General features: G+C 63.3%; 16 protein-coding genes. 10 read left to right on the top strand and 6 right to left on the bottom strand.

All coding sequences use genetic code 11. The features are described from left to right. Positions 1 to 9: 9 nt before the first annotated feature. Genes ENJ54_10735 through ENJ54_10725 form a run of 3 tightly spaced genes read left to right on the top strand, consistent with a single transcriptional unit; the run spans position 10 to position 2,378 of the window. Entirely contained in the window at positions 10 to 987 is a 978-nt protein-coding gene (locus ENJ54_10735) for an iron ABC transporter permease (protein HFC10307.1), read from the top strand. Next, positions 984 to 1,757 carry an ABC transporter ATP-binding protein gene (locus ENJ54_10730; protein ID HFC10306.1) on the top strand — a complete coding sequence of 258 codons (774 nt, stop codon included), beginning with the start codon at positions 984 to 986 and terminating at the stop codon, positions 1,755 to 1,757. The genes ENJ54_10735 and ENJ54_10730 overlap by 4 nt, the downstream gene beginning before the upstream one ends. 27 nt (positions 1,758 to 1,784) lie before the next feature. After that, positions 1,785 to 2,378, top strand: a complete 594-nt coding sequence (locus ENJ54_10725) for a hypothetical protein (GenBank protein ID HFC10305.1) — start codon at positions 1,785 to 1,787, stop codon at positions 2,376 to 2,378. Between the two features lies 1 nt (position 2,379). On the opposite strand, the gene mutY is transcribed toward ENJ54_10725, so the two are convergent. Together mutY and ENJ54_10715 are read right to left on the bottom strand one after the other, a co-directional pair. After that, the gene (gene mutY, locus ENJ54_10720; protein ID HFC10304.1) at positions 2,380 to 3,459 is read right to left on the bottom strand and encodes an A/G-specific adenine glycosylase; all 1,080 of its coding nucleotides are present in this window, start codon (positions 3,457 to 3,459) and stop codon (positions 2,380 to 2,382) included. Positions 3,460 to 3,463: 4 nt separating this feature from the next. After that, the gene (locus ENJ54_10715; GenBank protein ID HFC10303.1) at positions 3,464 to 4,981 is read right to left on the bottom strand and encodes an aminotransferase class V-fold PLP-dependent enzyme; all 1,518 of its coding nucleotides are present in this window, start codon (positions 4,979 to 4,981) and stop codon (positions 3,464 to 3,466) included. Between the two features lie 424 nt (positions 4,982 to 5,405). Here ENJ54_10715 and ENJ54_10710 point away from each other — a divergent pair, with 424 nt between their 5' ends. Continuing rightward, positions 5,406 to 6,296 carry a hypothetical protein gene (locus ENJ54_10710; protein ID HFC10302.1) on the top strand — a complete coding sequence of 297 codons (891 nt, stop codon included), beginning with the start codon at positions 5,406 to 5,408 and terminating at the stop codon, positions 6,294 to 6,296. 156 nt (positions 6,297 to 6,452) lie between these two features. Here ENJ54_10710 and ENJ54_10705 read toward each other — a convergent pair whose 3' ends face one another. Then, positions 6,453 to 7,439 (bottom strand): LysM domain-containing protein, encoded by a 987-nt coding sequence (locus ENJ54_10705; protein ID HFC10301.1) that lies wholly within the window; start codon positions 7,437 to 7,439, stop codon positions 6,453 to 6,455. Positions 7,440 to 7,487: 48 nt separating this feature from the next. Between ENJ54_10705 and ENJ54_10700 the strand changes: the two genes are divergently transcribed. Together ENJ54_10700 and ENJ54_10695 are read left to right on the top strand one after the other, a co-directional pair. After that, positions 7,488 to 9,278 (top strand): tetratricopeptide repeat protein, encoded by a 1,791-nt coding sequence (locus tag ENJ54_10700; protein ID HFC10300.1) that lies wholly within the window; start codon positions 7,488 to 7,490, stop codon positions 9,276 to 9,278. 12 nt (positions 9,279 to 9,290) lie between these two features. Beyond that, positions 9,291 to 10,307, top strand: a complete 1,017-nt coding sequence (locus ENJ54_10695) for an HD domain-containing protein (GenBank protein HFC10299.1) — start codon at positions 9,291 to 9,293, stop codon at positions 10,305 to 10,307. Between the two features lie 118 nt (positions 10,308 to 10,425). On the opposite strand, the gene ENJ54_10690 is transcribed toward ENJ54_10695, so the two are convergent. Further along, positions 10,426 to 11,196, bottom strand: coding sequence for a S1 RNA-binding domain-containing protein (locus tag ENJ54_10690; GenBank protein HFC10298.1), 771 nt, complete (start codon positions 11,194 to 11,196; stop codon positions 10,426 to 10,428). A 308-nt stretch (positions 11,197 to 11,504) separates the two neighbouring features. Here ENJ54_10690 and hrcA point away from each other — a divergent pair, with 308 nt between their 5' ends. The 4 genes from hrcA to dnaJ all read left to right on the top strand — a co-directional run bounded on the left by hrcA (position 11,505) and on the right by dnaJ (position 16,387). After that, positions 11,505 to 12,569, top strand: a complete 1,065-nt coding sequence (gene hrcA / locus ENJ54_10685) for a heat-inducible transcription repressor HrcA (GenBank protein HFC10297.1) — start codon at positions 11,505 to 11,507, stop codon at positions 12,567 to 12,569. A 12-nt stretch (positions 12,570 to 12,581) separates the two neighbouring features. After that, the gene (grpE, locus tag ENJ54_10680; GenBank protein HFC10296.1) at positions 12,582 to 13,235 is read left to right on the top strand and encodes a nucleotide exchange factor GrpE; all 654 of its coding nucleotides are present in this window, start codon (positions 12,582 to 12,584) and stop codon (positions 13,233 to 13,235) included. A gap of 63 nt (positions 13,236 to 13,298) precedes the next feature. Then, positions 13,299 to 15,086, top strand: a complete 1,788-nt coding sequence (gene dnaK, locus ENJ54_10675; GenBank protein ID HFC10295.1) for a molecular chaperone DnaK — start codon at positions 13,299 to 13,301, stop codon at positions 15,084 to 15,086. A 170-nt stretch (positions 15,087 to 15,256) separates the two neighbouring features. Next, a complete protein-coding gene (gene dnaJ / locus ENJ54_10670) occupies positions 15,257 to 16,387 on the top strand; it encodes a molecular chaperone DnaJ (protein ID HFC10294.1) in 1,131 nt (376 codons plus the stop codon). A gap of 51 nt (positions 16,388 to 16,438) precedes the next feature. Here dnaJ and ENJ54_10665 read toward each other — a convergent pair whose 3' ends face one another. Then, positions 16,439 to 17,833, bottom strand: coding sequence for a HAMP domain-containing histidine kinase (locus tag ENJ54_10665; protein HFC10293.1), 1,395 nt, complete (start codon positions 17,831 to 17,833; stop codon positions 16,439 to 16,441). A gap of 9 nt (positions 17,834 to 17,842) precedes the next feature. Then, on the bottom strand, positions 17,843 to 18,523 hold the full coding sequence (locus ENJ54_10660; GenBank protein ID HFC10292.1) for a response regulator transcription factor: 681 nt from the start codon (positions 18,521 to 18,523) through the stop codon (positions 17,843 to 17,845). Positions 18,524 to 18,640 lie beyond the last annotated feature (117 nt).

Genomic DNA, 18,640 nt, shown 5'->3' with positions numbered 1-18,640 from the left:
GCGATGTTCATGCGGCGACGTTTTTGGTGGTTGCTGGCAGGGTCGGCGGCGCTACTGGTGCTCTCGGTGTTTTTGGGACGCTACCCCACGCCGCCGATCCTCCCGCCGCGCTTGCTGAAAAGCGACCCGCTGGCGGTGCGGTTGGTGCTCACGTTGCGCCTGCCGCGCCTGCTGGCGGCTTTCCTCAACGGGGCGGTGCTTGCCGTCAGCGGCCTGACCATGCAAATGGTGTTCCGCAACCCCCTGGTCGAACCTGGCTTTCTGGGGGTTTCGCAGGGGGCGGCTTTTGGCGCGGCCCTTGCCATTCTCTACCTCAGCCCCTCGCCCTGGACTGTGCAGGCCAGCGCGGCGGCTTTTGGCTTTCTTGGCCTGGGGTTGACGTATGCCTTTGCCCGCCGCCTGCGCTACGGCGGCTGGATTTTGCGGATGGTATTGGCGGGCATCGCGGTCTCGGCGCTGTTTGCGGCGGGGGTTGGGTTGCTTAAGTATCTGGCTGACCCGCTCACCCAGTTGCCGGAAATAGTCTTTTGGCTGCTGGGTGGGTTGTGGGCCACGCGCTGGGCAAATTTTCTGCCGGTGCTGGCCGTGACTTTGCCCGTGCTGGTGTTGCTATACCTGGCGCGCTGGCGGCTCAATTTGCTCACTTTGAGCGAAGAGGCGGCTTTTTCCCTTGGGGCGGCGCCGGGGCGGGAGCGGTTGGCTTTGCTGGTGCTCACCGTCGCGGCGACGGCCGCCGTGGTTTCCCTTGCCGGCATGGTGGGGTGGGTTGGCCTGATGATTCCTCACCTGGCGCGGCGGTGGTTTGCCGCTGATGCCCGCGTGGCTTTGCCGGCTTCGCTGTTGCTGGGCGGCACCTTCACTTTGCTGTGCGATGACCTTGCCCGCACCGCGGTCAACGGCGAAATTCCCCTGGGCATTCTCACCTCGCTGTTGGGCGCGTTGGCTTTTGTCGCCCTCTTGGCCACTACGCCTCAAACTTCACAATGAACACCCTTGCGTTAGAAGTCCGTCATTTGTCTTTTGGCTATCGGGGGGGGCAGACCGTGCTGCACGACCTCAACCTGACCGCCGCGGCGGGCAGCATCACGGCTGTGCTGGGGCCCAACGGGGCAGGGAAGTCGTCGTTGCTGCATGTCTTGCTGGGGCTGCATCGCCCCTGGGGAGGGGAGATTCGCTTTTTTGGCAGGCCCCTTTCGGCTTATGACCGCCGCAGCCTGAGCCGCACGGTGGGGCTGGTGCCCCAGCGCGAGCATGTCCCCTTTGCTTTCCGGGTTGAGGAATATTTGCTGTTAGGGCGTTCTCCGCACCTGGGGCTGCTGGCTCAGCCCACTGCAGCCGACCTGGAAGCGGTCGATGCGGCGCTTTCTCGCCTTGGCATCGCTCACCTGCGCCGCCGCGAGGTGGCTTCCCTGAGCGGGGGGGAGCACCAACTGGTGCTGGTGGCGCGGGCGCTGGTGCAGGGCGCCGCGGTGATGCTGCTCGATGAACCGACGGCCCACCTGGATCTGGGCAACAAGCATCACACTCTGGCCTTGTTGCGCGGTCTGGCCGCCGAGGGGCGCACGATTGTGTTGACCACCCACGACCCCCACATCGCTGCTTATCTGGCCGACCAGGTGCTGCTCTTGCGTCGCGGCAGGCTGCTGTTTGGTGGGCCACCGCAGGAAGCCCTGACCGATGAGCGCCTGAGCGATCTCTATGGTGTGCCTTTGCGGGTGGTGCAGGTGGAAAACCGACCATGTGTCCTACCTCGATAGCCGTTCATCGAGTACAATAGCGCTGCTATGGAACCCCCTACCGTACATTGGCTTTTGCATCATGCCGGGCATTGGCATTACGCGTGGTTTGCGTTACTGGTTTTTGTGGAAGGCCCAACGACGACCATTGCCGGGGCTGTGCTGGCCGCCAGCGGCGTGCTCGACCCCTGGAAGGTGTTTGCAACGGCTGTGGCGAGCAACCTCGCTGCGGATGCGTTCTGGTTTCAGGTGGGGCACTGGCTGCGCAGCCGTGGGCACTGGATGGAAAAGGTCGAGAAGCGTTACCCCCTGGTGCGCCCGCTGGAGCGCAAATTGCGGGAACGCGCCGTGGCTTTCCTGGTCATTGCCAAATTCACCCTCAGCAGTGTGCCTGCCTTGATGGCGGCCGGAATTTCGCAGGTGCCGTGGCGTAAAGTGGTAGGCATTGTGTTGGTGGCCGATAGCGCCTGGATTGCCTTCCTGACGCTGTTGGGCTATTTGCTGTGGGATAAGGTGGCTTACCTTGCGCTTGGCCTGCGTGTCGCGGTGATCGTGGGCTTTTTGGTTTTTGGCTACATTGTGGTGCGCTGGGCGCACGGCGCGCTGAACGGGATGTTGCAGGAAGAGGAGCAAGGGGAGTAGTTTAGAGCATCGTTTCGACCACGCGGCGGGCAATTTGGCGGTCGATTTTACCCATTGGGAAGTCACTCAGGGCGGCGGGGGAGACCCAGCGCACGTCTTGGGCTTGCAAAGGGCGCGGTGCAGGCCCCGCAAGGCGGCACAGGAAGGCGTGAAGCGTGACTTTGAAATGGGTGTAAGCGTGGCGATACACACCGAAGGGGGCTTCGACGGTAATCTCGGTGTCCAGTTCCTCGCGAATTTCGCGCTGCAGAGCGGCTTCGAGCGTTTCGCCGTGCTCTACCTTGCCGCCGGGGAATTCCCATAAACTGCCCAGCAACCCCTCGGCGGGGCGTTGTGCAATGAGCACCTGAGCGTCGCGCCGGATGACGGCTGCCACGACGGTGTAGTGCGGCTGGCGCTGACGGCGTTGCTTATGGGGGTAGGCTTCAGGGTTGCCGCTGCGGCGGGCCTGGCAGAACTCGGCCACCGGGCATTGGGCGCAGCGGGGGGCGCGTGGGGCGCAAAGGGTGGCGCCTAAATCCATCAGTGCCTGATTGTAGTCGGCTGCGCGGCTGGGCGGCAGGTGTTGGGCGGCTAAAGCCCACAGCGCCTTTTCGCCAGCAGCGGTGTCGACTGGGGTTTCCACGGCGAAAACCCGCGCCAGCACCCGCCTGACGTTCCCATCCAGCGCAGGCACGTCGCGCCCGAAAGCCAGCGCGGCCACCGCGTGGGCGGTGTATTTGCCGACGCCGGGCAGGCGTTGCAGGGCTTGTGGCTCGGCGGGCAGGCGGCCGTGGTGGTGGGCAACGATTTCCTGAGCGGCGCGGTGCAGCGCCCGCGCCCGCCGGTAGTAGCCCAGCCCTTCCCACAGGGCCAGCACTTCTTGCTCGTCGGCAGCGGCCAGCGCTTCCACCGTCGGGAAACGCGCCATCCAGCGCTGAAAATAGGGAATGACCGTCGCCACCTGGGTTTGCTGCAACATGACCTCGGAAATCCAGATGGCGTAAGGGTCTTGAAGCCCGCGCCAGGGCAGGACGCGGCCGTGGGCAGCGTACCACGCCAGCAGGGCGGCAGCAAAGGGCGATGGGGCAGAGGGCGGCATGGGGTCAGGGCGTTTTAGGCGTCGGTGGGGTGCAATCGGGCGGGGACGGCGCCTCCGGAGCCATGAGGGCTTCTGGCGCTGTGCGCCATTGGGCGCGCACGCTTTCCCCGGCTTTGCGGACGGCTTCCATAATGCGCGGCAGGTCGTCTTCCGTGGTGCGGTAGGAAATGAAGCAGGCCCGCAAGGCTTCGGTTTCGCCCAGGTGGGTGCGGGAAAGGAAGGCTTCCCCCTGCTGTTGGAGCACCGGCGCCAGGGCGTGGTTGAGGGCGTTCAGCGCGGTTTCGTCGGTCAGGTCGGGCGGGGCATAGCGGAAGGCGGCAATGCCCATTGAGATGGGGGTGACCAGTTGGAAGTCGGGGGCGGCTTCCAGCATGGCGCCGAAGCGCGCTGCAAGACGGTGGAGGCGTTCCCAGGTGCTCAAAATGGCATCGGCGCCGTAAATTTTCAGGGTGAGGTAGATTTTCAGAGCGCGGAAATTGCGCGAAAGTTGTGGGCCATAGTCGCGGAACTGGAAGCCTTCCTCGGCGTTGGGCAAATAGGCTGCCCGCGCGCCGAAAGTGGCCGGCAGCAGCCCGCGATGGCGGGTGAAGACCGCGCCAGCCTCGAAGGGCACGAAGAGCGTTTTGTGCGGGTCCACGGTGAACGAATCGGCTTGGGCCAGACCGCGAGCGCAGGCAGCCGCCGTGGGAATGGAAGCCGCAAGCCCGCCATAAGCCCCATCGACGTGCAGCCAAACGCCTTCCTCCGCGCAAATGGCCGCAATCTCGGCGATGGGGTCGCACGCGCCGGTGGCGGTGGTGCCGATGGTTGCCCCCACTGCCAGCGGCACAATGCCGCGGCGCTTGTCCGCCCGAATGGCTTCTTGCAGGGCGTCGGGGCGCATCCGGCGGGCAGTGTCGGTGGGAATGCAGCGCACCGCGTCTTTGCCAAGCCCCATCATTTCCACGGCCTTGACCTGGGAATAATGGGCTTCGGGGCTGAGGTAGACGGCCGCCGGTGGCATGGCGCGCAGCCCTTGTTGCCGCACTTCGGGGAAGGCCGCTTGCCGTGCCAGCAGCATGCCCACGAAGTTTGCCATCGAGCCGCCGGAGGTGAGAATGCCCTCGGCGTCGGGGGCATAGCCGCTGAGGGCGAGCAGCCAGCGCAGCACCAGCCGCTCGGTTTCGGTGGCAGCCGGTGCGCCTTGCCATACGGCCACCGATTGGTTGAGCGCCGCGGCTAAGGCTTCGGCGAAAACCGCCCCGGCCAACGGCGACGTGCGCATCCAGGCCAAAAAGCGGGGGTGGCCTACCCGCACCGAGGGAGCGACAATTTTGCGACGGAAGTCCTCGAGGGCCGTTTCCACGCCTTGCGCAGCGCGGGGTAACGGCTCGTCGATCTGCGCCTGCAGGCGTGCTGGGGTGGCAGTCGGGTCGGCAATCGGCTGCTCGCTCAAGGTGGCGAGGTAGTCGGCGACGAAATCGGCCACCCAACGCCCCAGGTCGCGAATGGCCTCGGGGGAAAGTTCAGGGGAAACGGTCATGGGCGTATTGTACTACTGAAAAAGCGTGCTTCGTCAACATGACGAAAGCCTTAAAACGTTGCCAGAACCATGCCAAAATCCGCAAAAAAGAGGGCTTTGGTAGTATACTCGAAAGAGAACCATTCTGACTTAGTGGTAAGCCATTGAAGACGGCCGCCGAAACGCTGCACAAGATTTCATCCCTCCCCTGCTGCTTTTTCGACTTTGGGCTTTGTCTGTGTTCAGCCTGTTGCTCGGGGTGTACTTTCTGCCCTTGGCTGGGCCGAACTGTGAAACAGGGCAGCCGAGGGCAGGGGGAGAGGAAGAGAAGCGAGCGGCCAAAATGCGCGTCGTCTTCTTGGATGCTGCTTTGGGAGGGGAGAAGAGCCCTCTTCGGGACGGTTGTGGATGCTCTGGTAGGTGAGATTTTCGGGAAGATTGTGCTATGAAACGGCCTGCACGCTGGGTTTTGTGGATTTTAATCATCGCCACCGCCGCGAACCTTGTGGCGGGGTGCGCGTCTGTTGCTGGAGAGGCGAATGGCATGGCGCCGTCGCCTTTCCTGGACCCCTGGCGCGCCTGTGGCGGGCCAGGCGGCGCTGGAGGGTGGCTGGCAGGGCCGTTTTGGTTCCAGGGCAATTTGGTGGGTGTGGCGGCCAACATGGTGTTTGTGTGGCGTGCCGATGCGCCTCAAGGCGGGGCGCAGCCGTTCTCTCTCTATCCCCCGCAACCATCGGCCGCCAGACGTGAGGGTTTTGTGTATGAAAATGGCCACAATGTGGTGCCGGAAATTGCCGCCTGGATTCGCTCGCATGGCGGCTGGCGGTGTGCTGGCCCACCGGTGGGGGAGCCTTTCGAGCGCAACGGCCAGATTTGCCAGCCCTTTGCCAATATGGAAATCTGCTATAACCCCGCGAGGCAAGAGGTCAGCCCCCAGCCTGTGGGCCGTCAGTTTTTGCAGGCCAAGGGCAAGGCCCTGGAACACGATCTTTCCTCCACCACTTTGCCGGGATGGCAGGCGCAGGTCACCGCGACGTTGCCCGATGCCCGCCGGTTGCAAATCGAGGCCCGGGTTGTGAGCAGTAGTGGTGCACCGTGGGAAGCGTTGGCTGTGCAAATCGACGATGTCCACGGCAGTACTGTTTCCCCCTTTTACTACAACCTGGTTGCAGAGCAAACGCTGCCGGGTGGTGTGTGGAAAGCCACTGTCCCCCTTCCCAAACTGGCGCCTGGCAAGCATACACTGGCGGTTAAGGTGTGCGCGGTGGGGGCGCAGGGCTGGCTGGCCTGTGCGGCCAGTAGCGCTATGTTGAAAATCCCCGACACATCGAAGTAAGCATTGATGTGGTAAAGGTGGTTGTCATCGTGTGCTGCTGCCCAGGGCGGTTGCTAAGGGAAGACGCGCTCGTGAGGCGAAGGGGGCGTAGGCTGCCCGGCCTGTGGCAGGCTGGGCGCGCAAGCGCCGGAGCGATCCATGCTCCGGCGCCAGGGTTTAAGGGGTGGGGGTTGGCAAAAGCGCGTGGGCTTCGGCGTGCACCACCACACGCGCGATAGGCGGGCCAATGCTGTAAACTGTGAAGGCGAAGGGCTGCGGCTTGCCAGGGGGGAAAGGCAAGGGGGCTTCCCATCGGCGCACCCCGACCGGGTGCCCTTCAGCATCGTATGCCGCTGCAACGACCCAAACGGCTTGCACGGCAGTGTTTTTTTGCAATCGCAGGCTGCCGCTGACCTGGACGGCCCGTTTGTTGGAGGCGATGGCGGTGTGTAGATTTTGCACTTTGAGCGGAGGGTAGCGTTGTGCCTGGGCTTTGGTAGGCACGGCCAGCGCGCGCAACAGGCGCACGGCCGCGCGGGGTTGGGGCGGTGCCTGGGTGAAGCGCGCGACCAGCACGGTACTGCTATCTTTGGGCAGCAGGTTGAGCAGGGCTTCGGCTGTCGTCGCCTGGCCGTTGGGCAGCGTGAGCCAGGCGGCAACGGCTTCCACTGCCTGCGGCCCCGGGTTGTGAACTTCTACCAGGCACACTGCGCCGCCATCGGCAGCGGGCTCGCAAAATGGCGCGCCAACCGCCATCGGCAAAGGAGTGGGAGTGGGCAGGCCTGCCGGGTTTTCGGCGTTTACGGGGATGATGAGGCGCGTGCCCACGGCCATTGCCTGCGGGTCCACGCCGGGGTTGGCTTCTTCGAGGGCTTTCAGCGAAACGCCGAAGCGCAGGGCGATGCCCAGCAGGGTGTCGCCTTTGGCTACGGTGTAAACCCACGGCGTGGGGCTGGGGTGTGCTGCTGCGGGTAAAGTGGGGGAAGGCAGCGGCGTTGGCGTGGCCGTAGGGGAGGGGGTGGCGTAGGGCGTGAGGGTCCACCCACGGGTGGGGGTGGCCTGAGGGGGCGTGGTGGCAGCCGACGGTGGGGCAGCATTCCCGCAGGCGGCCAGCCACAGCGCAGCCAGCATGAGGCCGCAGAGAACGAGCAAACGTTGGCGCATGTTCCCATTATACCGTTGTCGCGCGGCGCTTGCCCTCCCGCGCACCCTATGCTAAACTCAAGGGTGGAGGAGCCTATGAGCCACGAGGTGAGCAACCAGGACGCCGCATTGCAGGAAGCCATCCAGGCCATTGAGCGGGGCGAAACGGCCAAAGCACAGGAAATTCTTCGCCGGTTGCTACGCGCCGCGCCCAATAATGCGGTTTACTGGGTGTGGTTGAGCGCCGCGGTGGATTCTGTCAAAGAACGGCGTTATTGCCTGCAAAAGGCCTACGCTGCCGACCCGACTTATGAGCCCGCGCGGCGCGGGCTGATTTTGCTCGGTGAAATGCCTCCCGAGGGCGAAGTTGCGCCGGTGCGTGTGCCGCATCCCCGTGCCTGGGAGGCCGAATACCGTCCCTCGGTGCCAGAGCCGACCGAGAAAACCGGCACCGTGTTGCCGCGCCGCGTGGTGGCAGGCGCGGTGGCGCTGCTGGTGTTGATGGCGCTGTCGTGGGGCGCCTGGGGGGCGTGGCAGCGTTTCCGGCCGGTGCACCTCGCGACCCCTCAGTTGCTGATTTACACGACCCAAACGGCGACGCCGCGGCCTACCGAAACGCCTACGCCCATCGACCCCCTGACGCTCGGCAAGCCGACGCCGTTGGCTTTGTTGTTGCCGGCCACTTACACCCCCACCCCCCTGGCCGTGAGCACGCCTCACCTGGTGGAAGCCTACCGCCTGGGGCTGCGTGCCATGCAGGAAGGCCGCTGGCAAGATGCCTTGCGTTACTTCCGCCAGACGGCCGAGGCTGAAGGGGAGCATAAGGCTGACCTCTATTTCTACATGGGCGAAGTCTATCGCCATCAAAAGCAGTGGGATGAAGCCGCGTCGGCTTATCAAGAAGCGCTGAAGTTGCAGGCGCACTTTGCCCCTGCGGAAACCGGCCTGGCGCAGGTGCTGCTGGCGCAGGGAAAGCCCGAAGAGGCGGCCAAATGGGCTGCACAAGCCGTGAAAGACGACCCTGACTATGGCCTGGCTTACCTCGTGCAAGCAGAAATTGCCTTGCGCACCGGGCAACCTGCCGACGCGCTTGCCGCCTTGAAGGAAGCCGAAAGCCGCCTTCCTGGCTCGCCCCTTGTGCCGCTTTACCGTGCCGAGGCTGACCTGATGTTGAACGAGCCTCAAAAGGCTTACACCGAGGCCAGGAATGCCCACGACCTCGATATTACCCTGCTGCCGGCCTACAAGGTGCTGGGGCAAGCCGCCTTTGACCTTGGCAAACTGGACGAGGCCGTGCTGTACTTCCGCACTTATCTCACCTATGCCCCCGGCGATGAAGCGGTGTATCGGGCACTGGCCGAGGCTTATTTGCAGCAGGGGAACACCGAGGGCGCTTTGGCTGCGGCCAAGAAGGTGGTTGCGGCAGCACCTTACAACGCCGATGCCCTGCGGTTGCTGGCGCAGGTTTACCTGGCGCGCAACGAAGGCGAGAAAGCCGTCAGCACCCTGGAAACGGCCGTGCGGGTTCACCCTAACGACTTTGACCTCCGTATGGCCCTGGTCGAAGCCCAACTGGCTGCGGGCCACGCGGGCGAGGCCTTCCACCAGTTGCAGGATGCCCAGCCTCTTTTGAAGAAACAACAGCAATGGTACACTTTTTATTACTGGCGGGCGAAAGTGCTCGGTGCGCTGGATGTGACCGATGCCGCCATCGAAGACTGGAAGCGGGTGCTGAATGCGCCTGAGGGTATGGTGCCGGAAGCCTGGCAAGAAGAAGCCCGGCAGGCCCTCGACCGTTTGCTGACCCCTTCGCCCACCCCCACGTCCCCGGCGACTTCCTCGCCCACACCAACCCCGTGAGGAGACTTCCCCGTGGAACCGGCATCTCAACCCGTGCATTCCCAAAAAGGGCCTTTTTTGCGCACTGTCTCGGCGGGGGAGCGGTTCATTGGTTTTTACGTTGTGCATCGCAAGCGACTGGAGCCTTTCCGCGACCCCAGCCGCGGGCATTACCTCACCCTGGTTTTGGGCGATCGCAGCGGCCAGCGGCTGGCGCGCGTGTGGGAGGATGCCGAAGCCCTGGCCGCCGAAATTGATGTGGGCGATGTGGTCAAGATTCAGGGCGAGATGGAAACCTACAGGGACCGCCTGCAGGTTCGGGTGCTGCGCATTCGTAAGGCGGCAGAGGGGGAGTTCGACTGGCGTGATATGTTGCCGGCTTCGCCCCATGATCCCGAAGCCATGCTGGAAAGCGTGCTTGCTGCCGCCGAGGCTATTGAGAACCCTCACCTTCATGTCCTGGTGATGCGGTTCTACGGCGATGAGGCTTTGTTGGAAGCCTTGCGCTGGGTGCCTGCCGGCCGCAAGGTGCATCATGCTTACCTTAGCGGGCTGTTGGAGCACCTGACCGAGATGCTCGCCCTGGCCGACCGCGTGCTGGAAATTTACCCCCAGATTGACGCCGATTTGCTGCGCGCGGGCATTTTGCTGCACGATATCGGCAAAGTGCGGGAACTGCACTGGGGGTTGAACGTGGATTACACCGATGAAGGGCGCCTTTTGGGGCACATCGTGCTGGGCGACGAGATGGTGGCGGCTGCCATTGAATCCTTGCCTGAGTTTCCCCCGGCGCTGGCGTTACGGCTGCGCCACATGCTGCTGGCCCACCATAACCGCTATGAGTGGGGCTCCCCGCGCCGTCCCCAAACGCTGGAAGCCATCGCGCTGGCAAAAATTGATGACCTCAGCGCCCAGGTCAACCGTTTTTGGCTGTTGTTGCAGCAACGGGAAGCCGGTGAAACCTGGACGCCCTATGACCGCCTTTTGGAACGCCGTCTCTATGCGGGGGAAAGTGACCTGAGCGTGGAAGAAGAAAGCCAGCAAAGGTAGGTTTTCCCTCGTCCGAAACGCGGCAAGCAACGTTCCCTGAAACTGGGGCTGGTTAAAACCACCATCGCCCGCCTCGGAAGGCGAGCGATGGAAAACGAGCGTTGCCACGCGCCGCGGCTCAGTTCAAGTGAGCCTGCATCCGCTTGGAAAGCAGCGCCTCCAGTTCCTTGACCCGCTTTTTGGCATCGGTGCGGGCCTTGCCGGTGGCCTTTTCCATGTCCGCGCGGGCGCGCTTGAGGGCGTCCAGCAGGGCCATTTCCATCGGCGTCGGAACGTAATCTTGCAGGTCGGCTGCTTTGTCGCTCTTGCCGTTGCCCGCCTTTTTGGCCTTGCGGCGGGTGGGGCGGTTGACCTCTTTCATGATTTCTTCGGGCTTCGGCTCCAGGGCCTTCATGCTCAGTTTGATCTGGCGCTTGCGGCGGCTGACGGCAATTACCTGGGCTTCCACTTCGTCGCCTTCCTGCACCAGGTCGCGCGGCGACCGGATGAAGCCGTGGGTCATTTCGCTGATGTGCACCAGGCCGGGCACTTCGGCGCCAATGTTGACGAACACGCCGTATTTTTCCACCCGCTCCACTTTGCCTTTGACCGTCATCCCGACCTTGATTTCACGCCATTCGAGGTCGAGGGGCTTGATCATGGTGAGTTCGACAATGCCTTTCGGGGTGATGCGGCGCACCCACACTTCCACTTCGTCGCCTACATTGACGACATCTTCCACTTTCTTGACGGGTTCTTCTCGCAGTTGGGAAATATGCACGACGGCCGGCTTTCCCACGCCGATGTCCACAACAGCCCCCGCTGTGGTGGTCTTGATGACTTTGCCGGTGAAGTGCATCTTGCGTTGGATCTCCGTACCATCCGGGGCAGTCACAGTTTGAACACTCATGGCAACACTCCTTTGTTCAAAGTTCGCGAAAAAACGTGCCGCCCGCCGTTGTTTCCGGTGTTCGGCAACGGGTAATTATACCTTAAAGGCGGACGATGGGTCAGCCTGTGGCAGAAACCTGTTCAAATTGCAATACAATCGCAACGTTTGAGGCGGTGGTGTGCATGCCTGCAAGGCGGTGGCGTGCTGAAATGCTCGCTGCGTGGCCATGCATTGACGCCCTACCGGGGCCGTGGTATCATAAAAGCACCAAAAATTAGCACTCTCAAGCCAGGAGTGCTAATTTTTCGCTTCCCTGAGAGGCCATCATGTCGCCCCGCCGCAAGCGCACGCCCCTACCCGGAGAAGAACTCACCGACCGGCAGCAGTTCCTGCTGACCCTCATCGTGCGCGACCACGTCGCCACGGCGCAGCCGGTCGGCTCGAGCCGGCTGGTCAAGCGTTACCATCTCAACATCAGCCCGGCGACCGTGCGCAACGAAATGGCGGTGTTGACCGAGAAGGGCTACCTGACCCAACCGCACACCTCCGCGGGCCGCGTTCCCACGCCGAAAGGCTACCGCTTTTTTGTGGAGCAGTTGTTAGAGCGGAGCGACTTGCCGCCTGAAACCCAGCGCACCATTGCCCACCAGTTCTACCAGGCGCAGGAAGATATTGACCAGTGGATGCAACTGGCGGCATCGGTGTTGGCCCAACAGGCGCGGGCAGCCTCTTTGGTCACCGCGCCGCACCCTGAAGAGGCCCGCTACAAGCACCTGGAACTGATTGGCATTCGGGGGCGGCAGGTGCTGCTGGTGTTGGTGCTGGTGGGCGGCGAAGTGCGGCAGCGGTTGCTGCATCTGACCGAGCCACTGCCGCAAGCCCGCCTCAGCGCGGCCGCGGAGCACCTCAATGCCCGCTATGCCGGGCAAACCCTGGAAGCCATCCGCAGCGCGCCGCGCCCCAGCGATGCCCTCGAAGCCGATATCCGCCGCGTGGTGGTGGACGAGATGGAAGAAACGGCGCAGCACCTGGTGGAAGCCGTTTATCGCGACGGGCTGGTGCATGTGCTGGCTGAGCCGGAATTTAACCACCCCGAAACAGCCCGCCGTGCCCTCGCCATGTTGGAAAACCGCGCCTTGCTGGAGCGCTTGTTGCAACGTGTGGCTTCCCAGGCCGACATTGGCAGCGTGCAGGTGCTGGTGGGCAGCGAAGATTGGGAAGAACTGCGCCACTGTTCCCTCGTGTTGGCGCGCTATGGCGCGCCGGGCCTTGCCACCGGCATGGTAGGCGTGTTAGGCCCCACCCGCATGGCTTACAGTAATGCCATCCCCACGGTGCGCTTTGTCGCCCGTTTATTGAGTGATATGGTCACCGAAACTTTGGCAGAATAGGGAGAACCCACTATGGCAAAGAAGAAGAGACACACCCCTCCGGCTTCGCAGGAAGAAAAAGCCCGCGTCGCGGCCGAAGATGCGGAAACGCAAGCCACCTCTGAGGCAGCCGCCGAAAGCGTCCAGGCGCCCCCCACGGGGGAAGCCGAGGCCCCCGAGGAAACTGCAGCGCCTGAAGGCGAGGCTAACCCCGCGGACGACGCGGCTTCCCTGAAGGCTGAACTGGAAAACACGCGCGCCCAGATGCAGGAATACCTCGATGGCTGGCAGCGCGAACGGGCAGCCTTTGCCAACTATCGCCGCCGTGTGGAAGAACAGCAAGAGCAGGCCCGCCGCGACCTGGTCGCCAGCATCGCCAGGCGTTACCTGGAAGTGCTGGATGACCTGGAACTGGCCCTCAAAAACAAACCCACCGAAGGCGAGGGCGCGGCCTGGGCAGAAGGGATTGAACTCATCTACCGCAAGATGCTGGCCGTGCTGGAAGCCGAGGGCGTCAAGCCGATGGATACCCGGCCGGGCATGCCTTTCGATCCGCGCTTCCACGAGGCCATCACCCACGAGCCGCACGACGAGCACGGCAGTGAAGAAATCATCGAGGTCGTGCGCCGCGGCTACATGATCGGCGACCAGGTGCTGCGCCCGGCGCTGGTGCGGGTCGCGCAATAAAGGGTGGACGTGATCCCTCGTTCCTTCGTCACTTTGTGACCTGGCTTTGGAAAGGACATTCTCATGGGAAAAACCATTGGCATTGACCTGGGTACGACCAACTCCGTCGCTGCGGTGATTTCCGGCGGCGAACCCACCATCATTCCCTCGGCCGAAGGCGAGCGCCTGGTGCCTTCGGTGGTGGCGGTGAAAAAAGGCGAGCGGCTGGTCGGGCGCGTGGCCCGTAACCAGGCTATCGTCAACCCCGAGAACACCATTTTCTCGGTCAAGCGCTTCATGGGGCGCAAATACGACGACCCCGAGGTGGCCGAAGCCCGCAAACGCATCCCCTACAAGGTGACGGCCGCGCCCAACGGCGACGTGCGGGTGCTGATGGGCGGTAAGGAATACGCCCCGCCGGAAATTTCGGCCATGATTTTGCAGAAAATCAAGGCCGATGCTGAGGCTTTCCTCGGTGAGCCGGTGACGCAGGCGGTGATTACCGTGCCGGCCTATTTCAACGACGCCCAGCGCAATGCCACCAAAGACGCCGGGCGCATTGCCGGGCTGGAGGTGCTGCGCATCATCAACGAACCAACGGCTTCGGCACTGGCCTACGGCCTCGACCGCAAGCAAAACGAAACCATTGCAGTGTACGACCTCGGCGGCGGCACGTTCGATATTTCCATTCTGGAAGTCGGCGAAGGCGTCTTCCAGGTGCTCGCCACGCGCGGCGATACTTTCCTCGGCGGCGACGATTTCGACCAGGCCATTATGGATTATCTCATTCAGGAATTCCAGGAAGCCGAGGGCATTGACCTCCGCCAGGACCGCAACGCCTTGCAGCGTCTCAAAGATGCTGCTGAAAAGGCCAAAAAAGAACTTTCCAGCCTGCTGCAGACCGAAATCAACCTGCCTTACATCACGATTACCAACGAAGGCCCTAAGCACCTGGTGACCACGCTGACGCGCGCCAAACTGGAGCAGTTGACCGCCCACCTCATCGAGCGCACTCTGCAGCCGATGGAGGAAGCCCTGCGCGACGCCGGTCTGACCGCCAGCCAGATCGACGAAGTCGTGCTGGTCGGCGGCATGACCCGCATGCCCGCCGTGCAGGAAGCCGTGGCTAAATTCTTCGGCAAAGAGCCACACAAAGGCGTCAACCCCGACGAGGTGGTCGCCCTCGGCGCGGCCATCCAGGCCGGCGTGCTCGGCGGCGAGGTAACCGACATCCTGTTACTGGACGTCACGCCGTTGACGCTTTCCATCGAAACCCTGGGCGGCATCGCCACGCCCATCATCCCCCGTAACACCACCATCCCCACCCGCAAAAGCCAGGTGTTCTCGACGGCTTCCGACAACCAGACCCAGGTGGAAATCCACGTTGTGCAGGGCGAGCGCCCGCTGGCCAAGGATAACAAGTCGTTAGGGCGTTTCATTCTGGATGGCATCCCCCCAGCGCCCCGCGGTGTGCCCAAAATCGAAGTGACCTTTGACCTGGACGCCAATGGCATCCTGAAAGTGACCGCCAAAGACCAGGCTACCGGGCGCAGCCAGCATATCACCATCACGGCCTCGTCGGGGCTGACGGAAGACGAAATTCGCCAGATGCAGGAAGAAGCCGAAAAGCACGCTGCTGAAGACCGTCGGCGGCGCGAGCGCATCGAAGCGGCCAACGAGGCCGAGCAGGTGGCTTACGGTGCAGAAAAAGTGCTGCGCGACCTGGGCGAGAAAATTCCCGCCGAGCAGCAGGAACGCATTCGCACCGCGGTGGCGGCGCTGCGGGAAGTTGCCGCCGACGAAAGCGCCACAGCGGAAGCGATTCGCGAAGCCATCCGCGCGGTGCACGAGGCGTTGCCCCAGGCAGCCTAAAGCGTCGCTTCGTCGGGCGCAGCGGTTTGGGTTGTGCCGCTCACGGCTTCTTTGGCCTGCAATCGGCGAGGCCGCAATTCCCTTGATGAGTGAAAAGACTCCCTTTTAGGGCGCTGATGACGTGTTTCTACGCCCTGGCGCCTGTAACCCTACGCGATTGAACATTTGCCATGCCACGTGATTACTACGAAATTCTCGGCGTTCCTCGGAATGCCAGTCAGGATGAAATCAAAGCCGCCTTTCGGCGTTTGGCGCGCAAGTATCACCCCGATGTGAGCACCGAGCCAGATGCCGAAGAGCGGTTTAAGGAAATCAACGAAGCCTATGCCGTGCTCTCCGACCCGCAAAAGCGCGCCGCTTATGACCGCTTTGGCCATGCGGGGGTGGGGGGCGCGGGCGGCGGCTTCCGGGGTGCGGCCGATTTCGGCATGGGCGACTTTGCCGATATTTTCGAAGAGATTTTTGGCTTCGGCGGTTTTGGGCGCGCCTGGGGGCAGGCCAGCCGCCCACGGCCACGCCGCGGCCGCGACGTGCAAATTAGCCTCACCCTGGAATTCGAGGAAGCCGTCTTCGGCGCTGAAAAAGAAGTGCGTTTCACCCGCAACGAGACCTGCCACACCTGCGGCGGCACTGGCGCTGCGCCGGGCACTCAGCCCCAAACCTGCCCTACCTGTCACGGCAGTGGGCGGGTGCGCCAAACGCGCACGACGTTCTTTGGCACGATGGTGCAGGAAACCCTGTGCCCGACCTGCCGCGGGCAGGGCAAGGTCATTCCGCAACCTTGCCCGACGTGCCGTGGCCGCGGGGTCGAGCGCCGCACTGTGCAAAAGGTGGTGGCTGTGCCGCCGGGTGTGGATAGCGGCACGCAAATTCGGCTGGCTGGCGAAGGTGAGCCAGGCGAAAACGGCGGTCCCCCCGGTGACCTTTACATCAAGGTCAAGGTCAAGTCACACCGCTTCTTCCAGCGCCGCGGCGACGATATCATCCTGCATCTCAACATCAACGTGGCACAGGCAGCCCTGGGCGCCGAAGTTGAGGTGCCGACGGTCGATGGCCCTCACACGCTCCGCATTCCGGCGGGCACCCAGCCTGGCCAAACTTTCCGCCTGCGGGGCAAAGGGGTGCCGCATTTGCAACGCGGCGGTCGCGGCGACCAGATTGTGGTAGTCAATGTGGAAATTCCCACCCGCCTCGACGAGCAGCAGCGCGCCCTGTTCCATGAACTGGCACAGAGCCTGGGCACCGAAGTCAAGCCCCAGGAACGCAGTTTTTTGGATAAGTTGAAGGATTTGCTGGGTTGAAATGGGAACGCCCCCAGGGAACGAAAACCTGGGGGCGGCGTGTATCTGGCTTTACGCGGCGTCCTCCGCGGGGTCGGGGGCTTCCTTGAGGAGCGGCAAACGCACCGTAAAGGTGGTGCCTTCCCCCAGCCGAGAAGCCGCTTCGATGCTTCCCCCGTGGTGTTTCACGATCCAGTAAGCGATGGAAAGCCCCAGCCCAAAGCCCTGGCCGCGGCTGCGGGCCTTGTCGGCACGGTAGAACCGCTCGAAAACATGGGGCAGGTCTTCAGGGGGAATGCCCGGCCCGGTGTCGCTGACCTGGCAGATGGCCCAGCCGTCGTCTTCGCTGAGGGTGAGGGTCACTTGGCCGCCGCCGGGGGTGTATTTCACCGCGTTGCCCACCAGGTTGATGAACACTTGTTTCAGGCGGTCGGGGTCGCCTTCCACTTGCACGGGCTGGTCGATGTGCACTTTCAGCGTCACGCCTTTTTGCCGCGCCACGACCTGCATTTCCCGCAGCACATCGGCAAACACGGCGTCGAGGGGCACGGCTTCGCGGCGTAGCGGAAGTTTTCCCGCTTCGGCGCGTGCCAGCAGCAGCAGGTCTTCTACCAGACGGCCGAGGCGGTCGGTTTCCTCTTCGATGCTGTCTAACGCTTCGGGGTCCAGCTGGCCGATGCGCCGCATCCACTGGGCGTTGCCTTTGATGACGGTAAGGGGGGTGCGCAATTCGTGGCCGACGTCGGCAATGAAACGCCGCTGCGCCTGGAAGAGGGCCTCCAGGCGGGCAAGGGTGGCATTGAAGGCCTGAACCAGGGTCCACACTTCGTCGCCTGCGCCGCGCGGCACCGGAATGCGGCGGGAGAGGTCGTCGGCGTGGGTGATCTGGTCCGCGAGGGCTGTAGCGTGGGCCAGGGGTTCCAGCGCGACGCCCACGCTGAAATACACCACCAGCGCGGCCAGCAGCATGGCGAGCAGGGTCACGCTGACCAGCGCGACCAGCACGGCCTGGCGGGCTTGTTTGACCGGCGTCAGCGGCATACCGACTTCAAGCGTGCCCACCCGCCGGCCGGTGAAGAAAATAGGCTCGGCCAGCACGCGCCAGGGTTGGTGGGCGTGGCGCTCGGTGAGCAGGGTAGGGCGGTCTACCGAAAACCCGCGCGCCGAAAGCGGGCTGCGTTGGCTCCAGCCCCCGGGTAAGGGCACCAGCCGCCCTTCCCGGTCCCACACCTGCACGACCACCCCCGCGGTGATCACCAGGTCGGGCGGCATGGAAACTTCAGGGCGCTGGATATCCCTGACTTTGACCTGCATGACCAGCGCGGCGCCGGTTTGGATGAGCGTGCGGTCCACCTGCCGCATCAGCAAGACTCCCACCACGCTGTACACCGCCGCGCCAAACAGCAAGAACATCCCGCCTGTGACCAGGACGTAAAGCAAAGTCAGGCGGGCACGCAGAGTACGCATGGGGGAAGGCTACTCCTCGGCGTGTTCGCGCAGGACATAGCCCACGCCCCGCAGGGTGTGAATCAGGCGCGGTTCGCCGCCTTCTTCTAACTTGCGGCGCAGGTAGCGGATGTACACTTCCAGCAGGTTGCTGGCCGCCCCGAAATCGTATTGCCACACCTGCTCGTAAATTTGCTCGCGGGTGAGCACTTGGCGGGGATGGCGCATAAAGAGTTCCAGCAGTTCGTATTCCTTGGCCGTGAGGGGAATGACGCGCTCGCCCCGGCGGGCTTCGTGGGTACCGGTATCCAGTTCCAGGTCGGCAAAGCGATAGACTTTCGGCTCTTCCTGCCGCGAGCGGCGCAGCAGCGCGCGGATGCGCGCCAGCAGTTCGTCCATGTTGAAGGGCTTGACCATGTAATCGTCGGCGCCCATGTCTAACCCCTGCACCCGGTCGGCCACGCTGGTTTTGGCCGTGAGCATGAGGATGAGCACGTCGCCCATGGCGCGTAGCCGTCGTGCAACTTCGAGCCCGTCCATGCCGGGGAGCATCCAGTCCAGAATGACCAGGTCGGGCATGTTGGCGCGGGCCAGGGCCAGCCCGGCTTCCCCATCGGTTGCCACATCGACCTGGTAACCTTCATAGGTCAGCGCCCGGCTCAAGAAGCGCACGATGCCTTCGTCGTCTTCGATGAGTAACAGGTGTGGCATACTTTCCTCCATCTTCGTCGACACCGTTTTGGGTTTTCTCAAACTATACCACATTCTGGGGTGAGGGAAGCCGCGCTTTGGCGGGGATGGCATCTTGCGGGGCGGCGCCCGTTTTTG

This window comes from Chloroflexota bacterium (genome assembly GCA_011322445.1).
GTDB lineage: Bacteria > Chloroflexota > Anaerolineae > Anaerolineales > DRMV01 > DRMV01.
Note: the sequence above shows the minus strand (reverse complement) of the source record. Positions and strands in the feature narration are given on the sequence as shown.